Source organism: Bowmanella yangjiangensis, from assembly GCF_017255015.1.
Classification (GTDB): domain Bacteria; phylum Pseudomonadota; class Gammaproteobacteria; order Enterobacterales; family Alteromonadaceae; genus Bowmanella; species Bowmanella yangjiangensis.
Genome location: NZ_JAFKCS010000017.1, coordinates 45,121 through 64,153, shown reverse-complemented (window position 1 = coordinate 64,153; position 19,033 = coordinate 45,121). Strand labels below are relative to the sequence as shown.

Genomic DNA, 19,033 nt, shown 5'->3' with positions numbered 1-19,033 from the left:
TTTTTTAGCGAATGATTTGTGTCAGGGTGTGGCTGTGTCCTGGGGCCAACTCTATGCCTTGTGTAATTGCTGCTTCAATACAGAGCATCTGCTGGTAACCATCTGTTGTCATATCGCCCATTTGCGCGCTTTTATCCTGCCACGGGTTCCAAACCACAATGCTGTCGTGTCCACTGAATCCAATCGCTGTTTGCTGCCCGGCCTCACGGATATGGACGTCAGACACGGCATTTAACTGAATTCGGTCGGTTTCCTGTGTAATAACATAGGGGCTGGGCGTCTCTTCCACTAAACGATTAGCGACCTTATCCATGTAAGCACCGGATAAACCATCAACCACCACCTGATCGATGTGTTTTACGCGAAAATAACTGTGCAGGGCGCCACCAAAGCGCAAAGACTTAGATTGGCGGTTGTGCGTGACAAGATTAAGGGTCAGCTGTTCACCAATCAGTAGTTCCAACATGAGTTCCAACTGCCCGCCGCCTGCCAAATGGCTAAACTCAGGCTGTAGTTGAATGCGGGTAAGATCATTGTCGTCATCTACGCGTAGGACTTGCCACATTTGGTCTCGCACAAAACCATGGGCGGGTTCTGCTGCGGCACCAAACCATGGCCAGCAGACAGGAATGCCGCCACGTATGGCCTTGCTGCCATCCATCACGGCCTTAGGACTCATCCACAATCGTTGGCGATTGTCTCTTTTGGGCATGTAACTGAGTACATGGCCACCAAACAACGACAGCTCCAGACTGGCCTGTGGATTATCCACACTGATAATGGGCATACCCTGATCGGAGATTCGTTGAAAAACATGGGTGGAAAGTTTCACTGCGGCTCCTTCTACCTGGCCAAAAACGCATAAATAAAGCTGACAACTATTCCTTTTTACTTCGATATACCGTCATTCCCTGACATGGTCGATGAAAGCTCCTTGCAACATCGACATACCATCCATCCCTGGATATAAAAAAGGCAGCCGGGTGGCTGCCTTGAGGATATCTCAGGGTTACAGGCTAAGCCAGTATTGAGCATTATCCAGCATACGGTTGCTGAAGCCCCATTCGTTGTCATACCAAGACATGACTTTCACCAGCTTACCTTGAACTTTAGTTTGGGTGGCGTCGAACACTGACGAATAAGGAATGTGGTTGAAGTCAACGGAAACCAGAGGCTGCTCGTTTACATTCAACACTTCGCTCATAGGCGCGGTTGCAGCAGCTTTGGCGATGATCTCGTTAACTTCTGCAACGCTGGTTTCACGACCGGCGATAAAATTCAGATCAACCAGAGATACGTTAATAACAGGAACGCGCACTGACATGCCATCGAACTTACCTTTCAGCTCAGGTACCACTAAACCTACGGCAGCTGCCGCACCGGTTTTTGATGGGATCATAGACATAGCCGCTGCACGGGCACGGCGCACATCGGTGTGATACACGTCACTCAAACGCTGGTCGTTGGTATAAGCGTGAATGGTGGTCATCAAACCGCTTTCGATACCCAGTGCGTCATACAAAGGCTTGGCGATGGGCGCCAGACAGTTAGTAGTGCAAGATGCGTTAGAGATAACCGTCATATCACCGGTCAACACATCATGGTTCACCCCATAGACCACTGTGGCATCGACATCGGTGCCAGGGGCTGAAATCAGGACTTTACGCGCACCAGCTTTAATATGTGCTTCGGCGTCGGCTTTCTTGGTGAACAAACCTGTACATTCGAACACCACATCAATACCCAGCTCTCCCCAAGGCAGGTCTGCCGGGTTACGCTCTGAATAGATGTTAATTTTGTCATCATTGACATAGATGGCTTCGTCGTCATGACGAACAGAAGCAGCAAAGCGACCATGTGCGGTGTCATATTTAACCAGATGCGCATTGATAGAGGCATCACCCAGGTCGTTGATGGCAACGATTTTCAGGTCGTAGTGTTTTTCTGATTCGTACAGGGCGCGCAGTACGTTGCGACCTATACGTCCGAATCCGTTAATGGCAACTTTGATGGTCATGACATTCCTCGGCTTTTTTGCACTTGTTGAAATTTAATTACAGAAATTATGGATCAAACTGAACGACAAGGCAAAGCTTCATCCTTGTATTGTTGTTAAATTACAAAAAAATATTAATGCAATCGTATTCCCATAGACTAGCCTGTAATTCTTAACTAGCTTGTAGTCTGGTATCCGTTCATGCTCTGGCTAGCGGCCAGGCATAACGTAACGGAGTTGCCTGGCAACGCCACAGCCACTTTTCGCACGAGACGGGTTTTGCATCCAAGTCAGCAGACCTTTCACTCAGCAAAACAGTCTGTTAGCGTGAACATCAACCGGATGATTGCATCCTTAGTATGGCGATTCGAAACCCATGAACCAATCTGTTATCGATAGACTGTTAGAAATCAGAGGTATTGAGTCCGATTATATCGATGCCTGGGGGAACCCGGCGCATATCGACCCTGCCAGCAAAATCAAACTGCTGGCTGCCATGGGCTACCCGGTCGAAAACGAAAATGCGCTTGTCGACAAGCTGGAGCTGGAACGTCAGCAGGTCTGGTGGCGAGCGCTGGATCCTGTGCAAGTTAACCGGGTGGACGAACCTTTGCTATTTACCTTACGTTTGCCTATAGAACTGGTTAACGACAGGTACCTGTTACGGCTAAGCTGTGAGAGTGGCGATGTTATTGACCAGCCCGTAGTTCCCAGTGACGGTGAGCTGATCAATGTCGGTGAGGTACAGGACGATGAGTTTCAGGAGTATTTACTGTGCTTTAACAGCCCATTGCCGCCGGGATACCACCAACTTTCATTATTGGCCGAGGACGAGCAAACTTTAGCCATGATGCGCTGGATTGTTGCGCCAGCGGCTTGCTATACACCACCCGCTATTGCCGATGGGGATAAAGTGTGGGGGCTAAGTGTACAGCTATATTGTCTGCGCAGTGAAAATAACTGGGGAGTCGGGGATTTTAGTGATTTATGCCAATTGCTCGAAAAAGCCGCAGGGCAGGGCGCGCATTTCATCGGACTCAATCCGATCCATGCCTTGTATCCTGCTAACCCCGACGCGTGTAGTCCGTACAGCCCTTCATCCCGCCGCTGGCTGAATATTATTTATCTGGATGTGACGGCTATTGAAGGCTTTAATGAGCCTGGCATTCAATCCATCTGTCAGCAGACGCTGTTTCAACAACAGCTATCGCAGGCGAGAGCCAGTGAATATGTCGATTATCAATTGGTTACCGAGTTAAAACTGGCCGTACTAGAACCTTTATTCGCACAGTTTCAGGCCAGTGATTTGGCTTCTAATTCAGCCCTGGCAAAGGGCTTTTATCGCTTTATCGAAGAAGGTGGCGAAAGCCTTAAGATGCTTGCCACTTACGAAGCTCTGCAAGCGCATTTTAAAGCGCAAGGGCTACCGTATTGGGGATGGCCGGTATTTCCAACTGCCTATTCGGAATTTCACAAACCCAAAGTTCAGGCATTTGCCAAGCAGCATGCTGAGCAAGTGTTGTTCTATCAGTTTTTACAATGGCAGGCTGCGCGCCAACTGGAAAAAGCCCATCAGGTGGCGGAAAAACATGCAATGTGCATCGGACTGTACCGTGATCTGGCGGTAGGTGTCAGTGAAGGCAGTGCTGAGATTTGGGGTAACCAGTCCCTGTATGCCACCAACGCCAGTATTGGTGCACCGCCGGATGTGCTTGGGCCGCTTGGGCAAAATTGGGGACTGCCACCTATGGATCCGCAGCAGCTCTACCTGCAAGGATATCAGCCCATTATCGATTTGTTTGCCGCCAATATGCGTTCCTGTGGAGCCTTACGTATCGACCATGTGATGGCGTTGCTGCGACTGTGGTGGGTAGCAAAGGGCGACAGCGCCAAACAGGGAGGTTATGTGTATTACCCGGTGGACGATCTTTTGGGCATTTTGGCGCTGGAAAGTCAGCGTAATAAGGTCATGGTGATCGGCGAGGATTTAGGCACGGTGCCCGATGCTATCCGCAGTAAATTAGCGGATAACGGTATTTATTCATATCGGGTGTTTTTCTTCGAACAAGCTCAGGATGGCGGCTTTTATTCACCAGCCCATTATCCGGTTCAATCAATGTCTACCTTGACCACCCACGATATGCCGACGCTAACTGGCTATTGGCATTGTCTTGACCTGGAACTCGGACAACAACTTGGTTTGTACCCCTCAGAAGCGCTATTACAGGGGCTATTCCACGCCAGACACGATAACAAACAACGTATTCTCGACTCTCTGCATGGTCATCGCAGTATCGCCGCTTCAATTAGTGGACAGGTCGATGAAGTGGGGATGAGTAATGCACTGAATCAGGGCATGCAGCTGCATATGGCCAAAGGCAGCAGTGCACTGCTCAGTCTGCAACTGGAAGATTGGTTGGAAATGGATGCGCCGGTGAATGTGCCAGGTACCAGTGACGAATATCCCAACTGGCGGCGTAAGCTCAGCACGACGCTGGAAGCCTTGTTTGCCGATCCTGCGCTCAAATCCCTGAGCGAAAAATTGACCGAAGCAAGGCAACAGGCCGCGCAACATTCGTCTCGTTAATAAGGAACTATGGATGCAGTCAGTGGAGTTACAACAGCGTCTTTGTGCTGAACCTTTTAGCCTGTTAGGCGTGCATAAGGCTGGGTTATTTACCCGCATAAGGGCCTGGTTACCTGGGGCGCTGGAAGTCAATGTGGTGACCCTTGATACCAATGAGATTCTGGGCAGAATGCGCCGTGAAGGCAATTCAGCCTTATTTGAACTAGAGCTTGTTGCCGACTGGCCAGCCTGTTTGTATAAGCTGGATATACTGACCAGCAATGGGCGCTATGAGCGAATTGACCCTTACCAGTTTCAGCAACAGGCCTACCATGCGGTGCATTTTGTTGATCAGGACCCGCAAAATCTTTATCAACAGTTGGGGGCACAGCTAATCAGCCTGGACGAGGGGCTGTCCACGCCGGTTAGCGGCACCCGCTTTGCCGTGTATGCGCCGAATGCCCGGGCGGTATCTGTTATCGGTGACTTTAACTGGTGGGATGAATCGGCCCACCCCATGCAAAAAACCAGCTTAGGTTATTGGGTGCTGTTTGTGCCTGGCCTTAAGGCCGGACAACGCTATAAATATGCGCTTAAAGACAGCCACGGCAATGCCTTACCGCATAAAGCCGATCCTATCGGCTTTCAGGCTGAGCAGTATCCTTCCCATGCTTCAGTTATCTATAACCATCAAGAATATCAGTGGCAGGACAGCGCCTGGCGGCAACGTGAAGGGGAGAATCCCTATCAGCGGCCGATGAGCATTTATGAAGTGCATTTAGGCTCCTGGCGACGCAAGTTCACTGAGCAGGGCAGCGAGTATTTGTCTTATCGGGAGCTGGTAAAGACGTTGTTGCCTTATGTGAAGGATATGGGATATACCCATCTGGAGATATTGCCGGTGTCGGAGTACCCCTTTGACGGCTCCTGGGGCTATCAACCCGTTGGGTTGTTCGCGCCCACCAGCCGCTTTGGCGATCCGGATGACTTTAAGTACTTTGTCGACCAATGCCATCAGTCAGGGCTCGGTGTGATCATTGACTGGGTACCGGCACATTTCCCGGAAGATGGACACGGCCTGGCACGCTTTGACGGCACCCATGTGTATGAATACGCCGACCCACGCAAAGGCTGGCACCCGGATTGGAATTCCTGCATTTATGATTTTGGTAAGGACGAAGTGCGCCAGTTCCTGGTGGCCAGTGCTTTGTACTGGCTGGATAAATTTCATATTGACGGTTTGCGGGTGGATGCGGTGGCCTCCATGCTGTACCTGGATTACTCCCGCAATGAGGGGGAATGGATCCCCAATGTGGACGGCGGTAATCACAATTACGAGGCCATCAGCCTATTGCGCTGGATGAACCAAGAGGCGTACCGGCGTTTTCCTAATATTATGACCATTGCTGAGGAGTCCACCTCTTTTGCCAAGGTATCACGTCCTGTATACGAAGATGGGCTGGGCTTTGGTTTTAAATGGAATATGGGCTGGATGCATGATTCCTTGCATTATATTGCCAAAGACCCGGCGTATCGTAGTTACCACCATAATGAACTGACCTTTTCCATGGTGTATGCCTACGATGAAAATTTTATTCTGCCCCTGTCTCACGATGAAGTGGTACATGGCAAAGGCTCACTGCTAAGAAAAATGCCGGGCGATGAATGGCAGCAGGCCGCTAATTTGCGCTGTTATGCGGCCTTTATGTTCGGTCATCCGGGTAAAAAGCTGAACTTTATGGGCAATGAATTTGGCCAGAGTGCGGAGTGGAATCATGATGCCAGCCTGCAATGGCATTTGCTTGAATACGACAAACATAAGGGTATTCAGACACTGTACCGCAGTTTGAACCATATCTATTGTCGTTACCCGGCGCTTTATGAATGTGACCATCAGAACCATGGTTTCGAGTGGATAGATCATCATAATGCTGAGCAAAGCATTCTGGCCTTTGTGCGTAAATCTGCTGATGCCAGGCAGAAAGTCTATGTGATTTGTAATTTCACTCCGGTGCCCAGAAGCGAATTTCGTATCGGGGTGTTGGATAAAGGACAATATCAGGTGCTGCTGAACACCGATGAAAGCCAGTACTGGGGCAGTGATTTTACGCAGCAAAAGCAGTATCAGGCAGAGGAGCAAGCGTGGCATGATAAACCTTATTCGCTGGCCCTTGAGTTACCACCTTTAGCGACTTTATATCTGATTTATGAGCAAGATAGCTGAGCCTGAATCACAGCTGGTTACTATTGGTTTGCCCAAACCCCTGGGCGCCACCCTGACGGCCAGCGGTTGTAATTTTGCTGTGCATGCACCCAATGCCCAGTCTGTGGTGCTTTGTTTGTTTCATGCGGATACCGAGGAGCCACTGCTGGAAATTCCGTTGCCTACCCGCAGCGGTAAAATTTGGCATGGACATGTTGAAGGGATCCAGCAAGGACAGTTGTATGGCTACCGGGCGCATGGCTCATCGCAAAGTGAAACCGGCCACTGTTTTAATCCGGATAAGCTCCTGATCGATCCTTACGCGAGGAAACTCAACCGACCTGCGGTTTGGAACAGCCGGCAGTATCAAGGCGATAGCCAGTTCATGCTGCCAAAATGTGTGGTTTGTGAGCCTTGCGGGGATTTTCCCACAGAGGAGAAGCCCAATTATTCAGCGGCAGAGACCATACTTTATGAAGCCCATGTTAAAGGGCTGACACAGTTGCACCCCGAGGTACCTAAAGCCAGACAAGGCAAGTTTCTTGGTGTCTGTGAGCCCGTGGTGTTGGAGCACCTCAAAGCGCTGGGTGTCACGGCCGTGCAACTGATGCCGGTAATGGCCTTTATGCCGGAACCTTTCATTACCAACAAAGGCCTGACTAACTATTGGGGCTACAACCCGGTTAACTACTTTTGCCCGGACCCGCGTTATGCCATTGACGATCCCATCAGTGAATTTCGCACTATGGTGCACAGCCTGCATTGCGCCGGCATTGAAGTGATTCTTGATGTGGTATTTAACCATACGGCAGAGGGAGGCGTGGATGGCCCGATATTGTCTTTTAAAGGTTTCGATAACCAAGCCTTTTACCTGTTTGAGCACAACGAATTTGGTATTCCAGACTATCAGCGCTACCTGAATAACTCTGGGTGCGGAAATTCAGTGAATACCGCCCATCCTTTTGTGATGAAGCTGGTGATGGATGCCCTTCGTTATTGGGTGCAGGTGATGGGTGTGGACGGCTTTCGCTTTGATTTGGCCGCCAGCCTGGGACGCGACCCCTATGATTTTACCGGCCAGTCGGGATTTTTCCGGGCGCTGCGACAAGATCCTGTGCTGGAAAACGTCAAACTCATCGCAGAACCCTGGGATCTGGGCATTGGCGGTTATCGCCTTGGCCAGTTTCCTTCCCATTGGCAGGAATGTAACGACAAGTATCGCGATCAGGTCAGGGCATTCTGGCGGGGAGATAAAGGCCAAACCCGGGATTTTGCCACGCGCTTGCTGGGCTCCAGGGATATTTTTCATAAAGATGTGCGAGCCATTACCAGCTCGGTGAATATGATTACCTATCACGATGGCTTTACCTTGCAGGACTTGGTCAGTTACGCCGAGCGGCATAATGAAGCGAATCTGGAACAAAATCGTGACGGCCATGGGCATAATTTGTCAGCCAATTACGGGGTGGAAGGGCTGACCCGTGATAAGCATATTTTGGCCTTGCGAGAACGACAAAAACGTAATCTGTTTGCTACCTTGCTGCTTTCTCAGGGCGTTCCGCATATATTGGGTGGTGATGAGCTCAGCCGCACACAGCAAGGCAACAACAATGCCTATTGTCAGGACAATGAAATCAGTTGGTTTGACTGGCAGCTGACTCAGAGTAAACAGGATTTTCTGGCTTTTTGTTCAGGGGTAATCAGCCTTCGAAAGCAAAGTGAGTTGCTTAGCTACCTGAATTTGCATGACGACCATTACAGCCTGCAGTTTAACGTGGCGAAAGTGGGCTGGTATCGGCCAGACGGTGAGCGTAAGGTGGAAGACGATTGGCATGATACCAACAATCAGGCTTTTGCTGTCGAACTTAAAGGGGATGGGCCGCAAGCTGAACATTGGCTTATGTTGTTTAACGCCAGTGACCATGATGTGAACTTTACCTTACCAGGTTGTGAGGCCTGTTGGCGTTTGGTATTGGATACCCGCTATGCTCATCCGGGCGAGATGCCGCCGTTTAGCATGCTGGATAGCTTTACGCTGGCGTATAAAAGTCTTTGCTTGCTGAATGCCCAGTGAAAGTTACAAGCTGGCAATGAGTGTGTATAATCGCCGCCAATTTTTCCAGGGCCGCCTGCGCCAATCATAGATAACAGGACTTGAATATGCAGCAAGACAACCAACTATGTGACATCGGTTTTATTGGCTTGGGCGTGATGGGGAAGAATTTAACCCTGAACCTGGCTGATAACGGTTATCGTATTGCCTGTTTTGATTTGGACCAAACCAAGATCGATGCCATCATCGCGCAGGATGAAAAAGAGCGCGCCGGTGATAGTGCACGTGTAGTGGGTTGCCGTTCATACACTGAACTGCTGGCCAAACTGAAAAAGCCCTGTCTGATCGTGCTGTCTGTACCTGCAGGTGAGCCGGTTGACCATGTGTGTCACCATTTAATTGATGCTGGCATCGGCGCCGATGATATCGTCGTAGATACTGGTAATAGTCTGTGGACCGACTCGGTAGAGCGTGAAAAGCAGTACAAAGGCAAGTTTATCTTTTTCTCCACCGCGGTGTCTGGTGGTGAAGTCGGTGCCAGATTCGGACCTTCCCTGATGCCTTCCGGTGATCCCTATGCCTGGACCCGCATCAAGCCAGTATGGGAAGCGGTGGCTGCCAAAGTCGATCCTGCCACAGGTAAACCCATTGAATCCAACACCCCAGGTAAGCCGGTGAAAGAAGGTGAGCCTTGTGCGGCCTATATTGGCCCGGTCGGTGCCGGTCACTACGTAAAAATGGTGCATAACGGGATTGAATATGCCGATATGCAGCTTATCTGCGAAGCCTACCAAATTATGCGCGACGGTCTGGGCATGCAAGCGGGCGAAATTGCTGCCACATTCCGTGAGTGGAATGCGGGGCTGCTAAATAGTTATCTGATTGAAATCAGTGCTGAAGTACTGGACAAAGTGGATGAAGAAACCGGCCAACCGCTGGTTGATCTTATTCTGGATAAAGCTGGCCAGAAAGGCACTGGTTTATGGACCGCGGTGAGCGCCTTGCAGGTAGGTAGTCCAGCGCAGACCATCACTCAGGCAGTATTTGCCCGCAGCATTTCCAGTCTGAAGAACGAACGTACCAAAGCGGCTGAAGTGTTGCATGGCCCAGCTAAGGTTAGCTTGACAGAAGAACAGAAACAGCGCGCAGTGCAAAACCTGCATGATGCCCTGTACTGCTCAAAAATCTGTGCTTACGCCCAGGGCTTCCAATTGATGGCCATGGCCAGTAAAGAGCAGGAATGGAAATTGGATTTTGCCCAGATTGCCAAAATTTGGCGTGCGGGTTGTATTATTCGTGCGGTATTTCTGCAATCTATCACTCAGGCATACGAGCAGAACGATAATTTGGCGAACCTGTTGTTGGATCCGTTTTTTGCCAGCCAGATCCAGAGCTTCCAGGGTAATTGGCGTCAGGCCGTGGCGGATGCCACCTTAATGGGGATCCCGTGCGCTGCCATGTCCTCTGCACTGAACTACTATGATTCATACCGTTGTGCGGTGTTACCGGCTAATTTGTTGCAAGGCCAGCGTGATTACTTTGGCGCCCATACTTTTGAGCGGGTTGATAAGCCGCAGGGCAAGAAATTTCACATTGAGTGGAGTCTGCCGGGACAGCCACAAGTGGCGATTAAACGCTAAGATTGTCGCGTAAATAAAAATAGCCAGCTTAATGCTGGCTTTTTTATAAATATTTTTCTGAAAGTGGCTTTCAGAATTCGCTGGAAATCTTCTATTACTGCGGCGCTGAGAATTGTCCCTGTTCAATCAGCTCGACATAAGATTCTGCTTGTTTTTGGATAGGCTTAAGCTGTCTGGACTGCTGAATTAACAGCGCCTCTAAGCTGGTTAAATCCAGATCGTCCACACCAAATTCGCGGCCCGCAAAACCCCATAAATACGCCCAGTCGTATTGTTCTTCTTTCATAAACAAGCTGGTCAGGCTGCGAAAAATTTCCGGGTCTACTTCATCACCTTCTTTATACAGTTCGAGCGCATGGTACAAGAGTTGAATGGTCTTGGGACGGTCGAATTTAATGTAATAAGTGGCCAGTGCCACTTGCATTTCAGGGTATTGCAGGCGGTTGGTTTTTTCATACTCCAAAAAGTGCTTAAGTGCTTCGTCATTATGGAAGCGAGACCAATGATAGTAGAGGAGGTGAGGTGACATGGAGTCACGGGTTTCGGCTGCCAAACGTTTAAGCTCGCGCTCTGCGGTAAGCAAACCTTTGACACGTTCCGTTTTCTTTTCTTTAAGCTTGATGTGCTCAATCTGAGAGGCTTTAGCGATACACTTTTTGTACTGCTCAAAGTCCAGCAACAGATCATAGTTGAGCTTGTCTGTGGGAGTGTGGCTTTGTTCAAAACGGTGCTTGATGATGTTGGCCTTCTCGGCCCGGCACCAACCATCCGGATTTAAGTCGCTGCACATTTGTGGATTCTGCTCACAAATATCTTTGACGTTAACCTGATTAAATGTGTCGCAGCCAGACAATACCAGTAGCAACAACAGGGGCGACAATCTGCCCATAATAACTCCCGGAAAATGAAAAAAGTTTACCGATAAATTCTCTATAAATCAGCAATCTTGCTTAAAGCTGAAACTTTAGCACAATTTGGCGACAGTCCCTTGTTTCATTAAAATAGCGGCCGTTTTTGACAATGCCAAGGAGCAGGCCAATTTAGAAGCCTCTTGTCAAACATAACCCTACAACATTCAATTTAGTCGTAAAGGTCGAGTGCATGAATCATCAACATGAACAAGAGTTACTCAATAGCTGGCAGGAGAGACAAGAGTTTGCAGAAAAGATGCAACCCTTGCTGGGCAAATTACATCGTGACAAAGCCATTGAGGTGACGTTATACGGCCGTCCGCTATTAGGCGCCAACAGCATCGATATCATTAAGGCCCATCGCACGGTGCGTCTGCATACGGGGGAGAAGCTGCGTCTGCGTGAAAGTTGGCCTTTACTGGAAGCCATCAGCGAAATGAAGCTGGCTCCGGCGCAAATTGACTTGGGTAAACTGGCTTACAACTATCACTACGGCGAAGGCAAGGGTAAGGAGCTGCATACTTACCTTCGTGAAGAGCTGGCTGACATTGTCGACCGTGATGATGAACATGCACCTCAGGACGTTGTGCTTTACGGATTTGGTCGTATCGGACGTTTATTGGCACGTTTACTGATTGAACGTCATGGCAAAAATAACAAACTGCGTCTGCGTGCTATTGTGGTGCGTGGTGGTAAAGACGGTGATCTGGAAAAGCGTGCCAGCCTGCTGCGTCGTGATTCTGTGCATGGTCCATTTAATGGCAGCATCACGGTGGATAAAGAGCGTAGCGCTCTTAAGGCCAACGGCGCCTATATTCAGGTGATCTATGCTAACAGCCCGGCTGAGGTGGATTACACCCAGTACGGTATCGATAATGCCATTGTGATTGATAACACGGGTATGTGGCGTGACCGCGATGGTCTGTCGCAGCACCTGCAGTCCAAAGGGGCTAAGAAAGTGTTGCTGACAGCCCCAGGTAAAGGTGACATCAAAAACATCGTATACGGTGTTAACCAGGGTGATATTGAAGCAAGTGACAATATTGTTTCTGCAGCCAGCTGTACGACTAATGCCATCACGCCGGTACTGAAAGCGCTGGATGAACACTATGGCATCAAGAATGGCCATGTGGAAACCGTGCACTCTTATACTAACGACCAGAACCTGATTGATAACTTCCATAAGGCGGAACGCCGCGGTCGTGCCGCGCCGCTGAATATGGTGATTACCGAAACTGGTGCGGCTAAGGCCGTGTCTAAAGCTTATCCTAAGCTAGCCGGTAAGCTCACGGGAAATGCTATCCGGGTACCAACTCCTAACGTGTCGCTGGCCATTCTGAATCTCAATCTGAATAAAGAAACCAATCGCGAGGACATCAACGAGTTTCTGCGTAAAACGGCGCTGTTCTCTGATCTGCAGCACCAGATTGATTACACCGCATCAACAGAACTGGTATCCAGTGACCTGGTCGGTTCACGTTTTGCCTCAGTAGTTGACTCACAAGCCACCATAGCCGAAGGCGACCGCACCACGCTGTATGTTTGGTACGACAATGAGTTTGGCTATAGCTGCCAGGTAATGCGCGTGGTGCAGGATATGGCAGGTCATCCTGTGCCAACCCTGCCAGCCAGCAAAAAAATTGGCTAATTTTTACTAAAACTCGTAGCTATCGAGAGAAAAGGGTAAGGCAGCAATGCCTTACCCTTTTTTAATGATTGCGGTTTTATCTTTGTGGCTGTTCGTTTCGAAACCCCTAAAAAGCATTCCCTTAGACCCGAATATTGCTAGTACATAAAGCTATTTTTCACGTTTACAGGTTAAATCCGTGTCGGTATGTTTGACTAATGATGTAAAAGGATTTTCGACAGTTTATGAGCACGTTTTTACGGTGGATTTTAGTCGCACCTGTCTCTCTGGTTGGGTACTTTATAGCCTTGTTTTTGGGAATGGGCGTCATAATGATTGCCGAAGCGTTGTGTCCTACTCAGTATCTGATTTCAGAAACCTGCTTTGCCCCTTATATGCAGTCTGTGGAGACTGTTTCACTGCTCTTTTTTCCTGCGCTTGCGGCAGCACTTGTTGTACTGCTCCCATATATCACAGCCCCTTCATATAAATTTCTAACCGCTTGTATTGTCTATATGACGGGTGCTGGCGTGGCTATCTATATGGGGCTGTCTACGGGGGCTTACACCAGCTTATTTGCCACGCTTATTGGCGGTGCTTTGATGCTTTATGTTGTTTATCGAACTGTCGTTTTCAGAAAAATTTAGACAACAGGGCGATTGTTCGATGCCGATGAACCTATTGTGAGCAGATTCGGATACCTATTGAACATATCTAAATAAAACTTGTGTTAGAGGGGGGGCTGGTCGGAATCATCGCTGTGCATGTCGAATTGTAGGTGGCCCATTCGTTAAAGCAGTAATGAGTTTTATATTCGTTGTCTGTAATCATAAGGAGAAACCACTATGACCGACATTGCCAAAAACACTATTTGCCTCTGGTATGAACGTGAAGCAGAGGAAGCGGCGCGATTTTATGCTGATATTTTTCCAGATTCTTTTGTTAAAGCCGTGCATCGTGCACCTGGAGACTATCCAGCAGGACAGCAAGGGGATGTACTAACGGTGGAGTTTAGTCTGATGGGTATTCCCTGCCTTGGCATGAATGGCGGGCCAGGGGTGCAACCAAACGAGTCCTTTTCGTTTCAAGTGGCCACACAAGATCAAGAAGAAACCGACCGTTATTGGCATGCCATAGTGAGTCATGGCGGCCAGGAAAGCGAGTGTGGCTGGTGCAAAGACAAATGGGGGATTTCCTGGCAAATCACCCCGGTTGCGCTGACCAACGCCTACACTAGTTCTGATCGACAGGCTGCTCAACGTGCGTTTAATGCCATGATGACTATGAAGAAAATTGATATAGCAGCCATAGAAGCGGCCTTTCGAGGATAAAAACGGGGAGCCGGTCTGATGATAGGGTAGACCATGGTGGCGGAGCTCAGCACACAGTGATTGTTGGCTTGTCACAGAACAGGGGCACGGCCATAAGCAAACAGCGGGTATTAGACCCGCTGTTTTTCAATGCGTTGGCTGATTAGCGCTGGAAGGGATACACAGAGCCCAGTTTCAGAATTTGGGTCAGTTCATCCAGGGCACTGCGTGATTCGCTCAGCAGCTGTGGGTCACGCAGGTCATCAACGCTCAGGACATCGCGGTAATGCTTGTCCACCCAAAGATTCAGGCGTTCAAACAGGCCATCATTGATTAAGGTGTTGGGGTTGACGGCATCTACTTCTTTGTCGGTCAGGGCGACACGTAAGCGCAGACAAGCCGGGCCGCCACCATTTCGCATACTTTGCTTAACATCAAAGAAGTGAACTTGCTTGATGGGTGTACCTAATGTGACCAGCTTATCCAGATAGCGAGCAACCGCTGGATTTTCCTGACATTCGGTGGGGGCAATAATGGCCATCTCACCATTGGGCAGGCTGATAATCTGGGTGTTAAACAGGTAGGTTTTTACCGCATCTTCAACGCTGACATCACTGGTATTCACCTGAATAAAGTGCAGCTTATCGTCGCCATATTTTTGCTGGATCTCGGCCAGCGCTGCCTGGGTATTGTGGAATGCCTGCTCATGGTAGAACAGCACGTTACGATTACCCACGGCTATTACATCATTATGGAATACACCCTGATCTATTACGTCGGGATTTTGCTGCACATACACCACACCTTCATCACTTAAGCCATGCAAGCGAGCGACGGCCTGACAGGCTTCCAGAGTCTGACGGGCAGGGAAGCGGGTAGGGGCGGGTTTGCTGCTGTCGAAGGCATAGCGGCCATAGACAAAAATTTCCACCCCGGCATGGCCATAATCGCTGCAAAGACGTGTATGGTTGGCCGCACCTTCATCACCAAAGTGTTCGTTGTCTGGCAAATGCGCGTGATGCTGGAAGAAACGTTCGTCGGCGAACGTTGCTTTTAAGATATTGCCCGTGACTTCAGGCTCCAGCGAGCGGTGAAATTTGTTTGTCAGATTGGCTGGAGTGAAATGCACACGTCCGTCAGCAGTATCGGCACTGGGTGACACGGTGGCAGCATTGGCAGTCCACATGCTGCTGGCTGAACAGCAAGCCAGGAAAATGGCGGGTGCTTGTTTGGCGGCCTTTTCCAGTACCTGGCCATCGGTGCCAGTAAAGCCCAGTCTGCGCAGGGTTAAGATATCTGGGCGCTCTTGCGGTGCCAGTACCCCTTGTAGCATGCCCATATCGGCCAATGCCTTCATTTTCAGCAAGCCTTGCTTGGCGGCTTGTTTAGGGCTGCTGGTTGACTTGGCATTGTTCAGTGATGCCACGTTACCGAAGGACAGGCCTGCGTAATTATGCGTTGGACCTACAAGTCCGTCGAAATTTACTTCAAACTGTTTCATTGTCTATCCGATTCCAAGCTTAGGGGTTAGCATTCCTGCGCCAGCAATAATCTCTGCTAATGGCTGCGGGCAAAAGACGGGGCCACTATAAGGTTTTCTTATGTCTCTGCCAAATGTGCACCCTGGGCTTAAGTGCCTCCCGATGCATAGTGGTTGGTTAAGGATGAATAAAGCCACTGTCTAGGCGCATAATTAACAATGCATTTCTATACTATTCAATAGCTTAGCAGTTCTGGGGCGAATAACTCTGCAGATGAAAAAAAATTAAAAAATTTCTTTCTGATGCTGGATATTTAAGCAATTTAGCGGAATTCGGATACCTTTAAGAAAATTGAATACTTGCGTTATGGGCTCGGGTTAACGAGAATCGCCCCCGAATATAGAAGAACGCAAAGATGATAATCACTGGTAAGTCAAATGTAAGCCGGTGGTATATAAAGGAAGACGAACGGAAGTAAATCTTGTTTTCCTCTCTTATTGTGGATATATCTAAAAAATACACTCAGCGCCAAGCACGAAAACGGCGTATTTAATGCTTCCTCGGATAGGGAAGCTAGCATGAAGAATTAAGAGCAAAAGGTTATATGGCAAAATCCCTGGTAATAGTCGAGTCCCCTGCAAAAGCCAAAACAATTAATAAGTACCTAGGTAGTGACTTTATCGTCAAATCCAGTGTTGGGCATATTCGGGACCTGCCAACCAAAGCCCTGGGCAATGTACCGGGCAAAAAGTCCAGCAAAGAACTCAAGGCAATGTCCGATGCAAAGCGGGAAGCCTATCTTCGCCATTACGAGTACCTGAAACTGGTCGATCGTATGGGCGTAGACCCACAAAATGACTGGGAAGCCCACTATGAAACCCTGACCGGCAAGGAAAAGGTCGTCAGTGAGCTGAAAAAGCTGGCCAAGAATGCAGACACTATCTACCTCGCAACGGACTTGGATAGAGAAGGAGAGGCTATTGCCTGGCATTTACGTGAGCTGATTGGCGAGAAGGATAAAACCTTTAAGCGTGTGGTGTTCAATGAGATCACCAAAAACGCCATTAAAGATGCCTTTGCCCAGCCGGGTGAAGTCAATATGGACAGAGTCAATGCCCAGCAGGCCAGACGTTTTCTGGATCGTGTAGTGGGCTTTATGGTTTCCCCGCTACTGTGGAAAAAAATTGCCCGTGGTTTATCCGCTGGCCGTGTGCAGTCTGTGGCCGTGCGTCTGGTGGTGGAACGCGAGCGCGAAATTAAAGCCTTTGTTCCTGAAGAATACTGGGACATACACGCTGATCTGCATAGCCAGGCTAAACACGCCTTACGCATGCAAGTGGTGAAGCAGGCGGGTGAAGCCTTTAAGCCGGTGAATAAAGCGCAAACACAAGCTGCTGTGTCACTGCTGGAAAACGCCCGCTATGAAGTGGTCAGCCGCGAATCTAAGCCTACCCAAAGTCGTCCATCCGCGCCGTTTATTACCTCAACCCTGCAACAGGCAGCCAGCACACGTCTGGGCTTTGGGGTGAAGAAAACTATGATGATGGCGCAGCGCTTATATGAAGCCGGCCACATTACCTATATGCGTACCGACTCGACCAACTTAAGCGGTGAAGCGGTGGACGCCTGTCGTGACTTTATCCAGGACAATTTTGGTAAAGCCTATCTGCCCGACTCAGCGCTGCGTTATGGCAGCAAAGAGGGGGCTCAGGAAGCTCACGAGGCCATTCGTCCGTCTAACGTACAGGTTAAATCTGATTCTTTATCGGATATGGAGCGTGATGCGCAGCGTTTATATGAACTGATCTGGCGTCAGTTTGTAGCCTGTCAGATGACCCCGGCTAAGTATGACGCCACCACCATTCGTGTGCAGGCTGGCGAGTTTGAACTAAATGCCAAAGGTCGGGTACTGAAGTTTGACGGTTGGACCCGTGTGCAGCCACAAGTGCGGGGTAAAGGCGATGATGATCTGACCCTGCCCGATGTTAAAGAAGGTGAAGTACTGGCGCTGGATAAGCTGGATCCCAAGCAGCATTTTACCAAGCCGCCTGCACGTTTCAGTGAAGCCTCACTGGTAAAAGAGCTGGAAAAACGGGGTATTGGCCGCCCGTCTACTTACGCCAGTATCATTTCGACTATTCAGGACCGCGGCTACGTGCGTCAGGAAAATAAGCGCTTTTACGCCGAGAAAATGGGTGAGATCGTCAATGACAGGTTGATGGAGAATTTCCAGGATCTGATCAGTTATGACTTTACCGCCAATATGGAACAGCATCTGGATGAAATTGCCGAAGGCAAGCTGTTTTGGAAACAGGTGCTGAATGAATTTTATGGTGACTTCTACCAGAAGTTGCTGCAAGCCGAAAAACCGTCCGACGAAGGCGGAATGCGTTCCAATGAAGCGGTGATGACTGACATTGCCTGTGCCAAGTGTGGCCGGCCAATGACCATTCGTACTGCCAGTACTGGGGTGTTCCTGGGCTGTTCGGGCTATGCCTTGCCGCCTAAAGAGCGCTGTACACATACCATGAACCTCACCTCTGGTGACGAAGTGGTTAAGGTGGAAGATGACGATGAGCTGGAAACCGAAGTGCTGCGTGCCAAGCGTCGCTGCGATTTGTGTGGTACCGCCATGGACAGTTATCTGATTGATGAAGGGCGCAAGCTGCATGTTTGTGGTAACACGCCGATTTGTAAGGGCTTTGCGGTAGAGCAGGGTACCTTCAAGATCAAAGGCTATGACGGCCCGCTGCTTGAGTGTGATCGCTGTGGCGCTGATATGGAGCTGAAAAACGGCCGCTTCGGCAAATACTTCGGCTGTACCAACGAGGCCTGTAAGAATACCCGTAAGCTACTGAGAAATGGTGAGGCGGCTCCGCCTAAGGAAGACCCGGTTGATTTGCCAGAGCTGCCTTGCAGCAAGTCTGACGCGCATTTTGTGTTGCGGGATGGGGCGTCCGGTATTTTCCTGGCGGCACATAACTTCCCTAAATCCAGGGAAACCCGCGCACCGCTGGTGGAAGAGTTGGCGCGTTTTAGAGACCGTCTGCCTGAGAAATTCTTCTATCTGGCTGATGCACCCAAGCAGGATCCAGATGGCAATAAGGCTCTGGTGCGTTTTTCACGTAAGACCAAACAGCAATACGTGATGACCGAAACCCCCGAGGGTAAAGCCACTGGCTGGAGTGCCTGGTTTAAAGATGGTAAATGGTCATCAGACGACAAACGTAAAAAGTCCTAACAGAT

The 19,033-nt window shown here is 49.5% G+C and carries 12 protein-coding genes; 8 read left to right on the top strand and 4 right to left on the bottom strand.

Translation table 11 applies throughout. The features are described 5' to 3' along the window. Nucleotides 1–4: 4 nt before the first annotated feature. Together J0A65_RS15810 and gap are read right to left on the bottom strand one after the other, a co-directional pair. Nucleotides 5–832, bottom strand: coding sequence for a D-hexose-6-phosphate mutarotase (locus J0A65_RS15810; protein WP_206595293.1), 828 nt, complete (start codon nucleotides 830–832; stop codon nucleotides 5–7). Between the two features lie 177 nt (nucleotides 833–1,009). Then, nucleotides 1,010–2,017, bottom strand: coding sequence for a type I glyceraldehyde-3-phosphate dehydrogenase (gene gap, locus J0A65_RS15805; RefSeq protein WP_206595292.1), 1,008 nt, complete (start codon nucleotides 2,015–2,017; stop codon nucleotides 1,010–1,012). A gap of 355 nt (nucleotides 2,018–2,372) precedes the next feature. Here gap and malQ point away from each other — a divergent pair, with 355 nt between their 5' ends. The 4 genes from malQ to gndA all read left to right on the top strand — a co-directional run bounded on the left by malQ (nucleotide 2,373) and on the right by gndA (nucleotide 10,458). Next, nucleotides 2,373–4,583 (top strand): 4-alpha-glucanotransferase, encoded by a 2,211-nt coding sequence (gene malQ / locus J0A65_RS15800; RefSeq protein WP_206595291.1) that lies wholly within the window; start codon nucleotides 2,373–2,375, stop codon nucleotides 4,581–4,583. A 13-nt stretch (nucleotides 4,584–4,596) separates the two neighbouring features. After that, nucleotides 4,597–6,786: a 1,4-alpha-glucan branching protein GlgB gene (glgB, locus tag J0A65_RS15795; RefSeq protein WP_206595290.1), complete on the top strand. Its 2,190-nt coding sequence runs from the start codon at nucleotides 4,597–4,599 to the stop codon at nucleotides 6,784–6,786. Beyond that, a complete protein-coding gene (gene glgX, locus J0A65_RS15790) occupies nucleotides 6,770–8,839 on the top strand; it encodes a glycogen debranching protein GlgX (RefSeq protein ID WP_206595289.1) in 2,070 nt (689 codons plus the stop codon). The genes glgB and glgX overlap by 17 nt, the downstream gene beginning before the upstream one ends. A gap of 86 nt (nucleotides 8,840–8,925) precedes the next feature. After that, nucleotides 8,926–10,458 (top strand): NADP-dependent phosphogluconate dehydrogenase, encoded by a 1,533-nt coding sequence (gene gndA / locus J0A65_RS15785; RefSeq protein WP_206595288.1) that lies wholly within the window; start codon nucleotides 8,926–8,928, stop codon nucleotides 10,456–10,458. A 94-nt stretch (nucleotides 10,459–10,552) separates the two neighbouring features. On the opposite strand, the gene J0A65_RS15780 is transcribed toward gndA, so the two are convergent. Then, nucleotides 10,553–11,347 (bottom strand): DUF2989 domain-containing protein, encoded by a 795-nt coding sequence (locus tag J0A65_RS15780; RefSeq protein ID WP_206595287.1) that lies wholly within the window; start codon nucleotides 11,345–11,347, stop codon nucleotides 10,553–10,555. Nucleotides 11,348–11,559: 212 nt separating this feature from the next. On the opposite strand from J0A65_RS15780, the gene J0A65_RS15775 reads away from it, so the two are divergent. From J0A65_RS15775 to J0A65_RS15765, 3 genes are all read left to right on the top strand, one after another. Next, nucleotides 11,560–13,017 carry a glyceraldehyde-3-phosphate dehydrogenase gene (locus J0A65_RS15775; protein ID WP_206595286.1) on the top strand — a complete coding sequence of 486 codons (1,458 nt, stop codon included), beginning with the start codon at nucleotides 11,560–11,562 and terminating at the stop codon, nucleotides 13,015–13,017. Nucleotides 13,018–13,241: 224 nt separating this feature from the next. Further along, entirely contained in the window at nucleotides 13,242–13,643 is a 402-nt protein-coding gene (locus tag J0A65_RS15770) for a hypothetical protein (RefSeq protein WP_206595285.1), read from the top strand. A gap of 198 nt (nucleotides 13,644–13,841) precedes the next feature. After that, nucleotides 13,842–14,327 carry a VOC family protein gene (locus J0A65_RS15765; protein ID WP_206595284.1) on the top strand — a complete coding sequence of 162 codons (486 nt, stop codon included), beginning with the start codon at nucleotides 13,842–13,844 and terminating at the stop codon, nucleotides 14,325–14,327. Between the two features lie 142 nt (nucleotides 14,328–14,469). Here the strand turns inward: J0A65_RS15765 and astB are convergent, their stop codons facing one another. Next, nucleotides 14,470–15,807 (bottom strand): N-succinylarginine dihydrolase, encoded by a 1,338-nt coding sequence (gene astB, locus J0A65_RS15760; RefSeq protein ID WP_206595283.1) that lies wholly within the window; start codon nucleotides 15,805–15,807, stop codon nucleotides 14,470–14,472. A 584-nt stretch (nucleotides 15,808–16,391) separates the two neighbouring features. On the opposite strand from astB, the gene topA reads away from it, so the two are divergent. Then, a complete protein-coding gene (gene topA, locus J0A65_RS15755; protein WP_206595282.1) occupies nucleotides 16,392–19,028 on the top strand; it encodes a type I DNA topoisomerase in 2,637 nt (878 codons plus the stop codon). The last annotated feature ends 5 nt before the right edge of the window (nucleotides 19,029–19,033 follow it).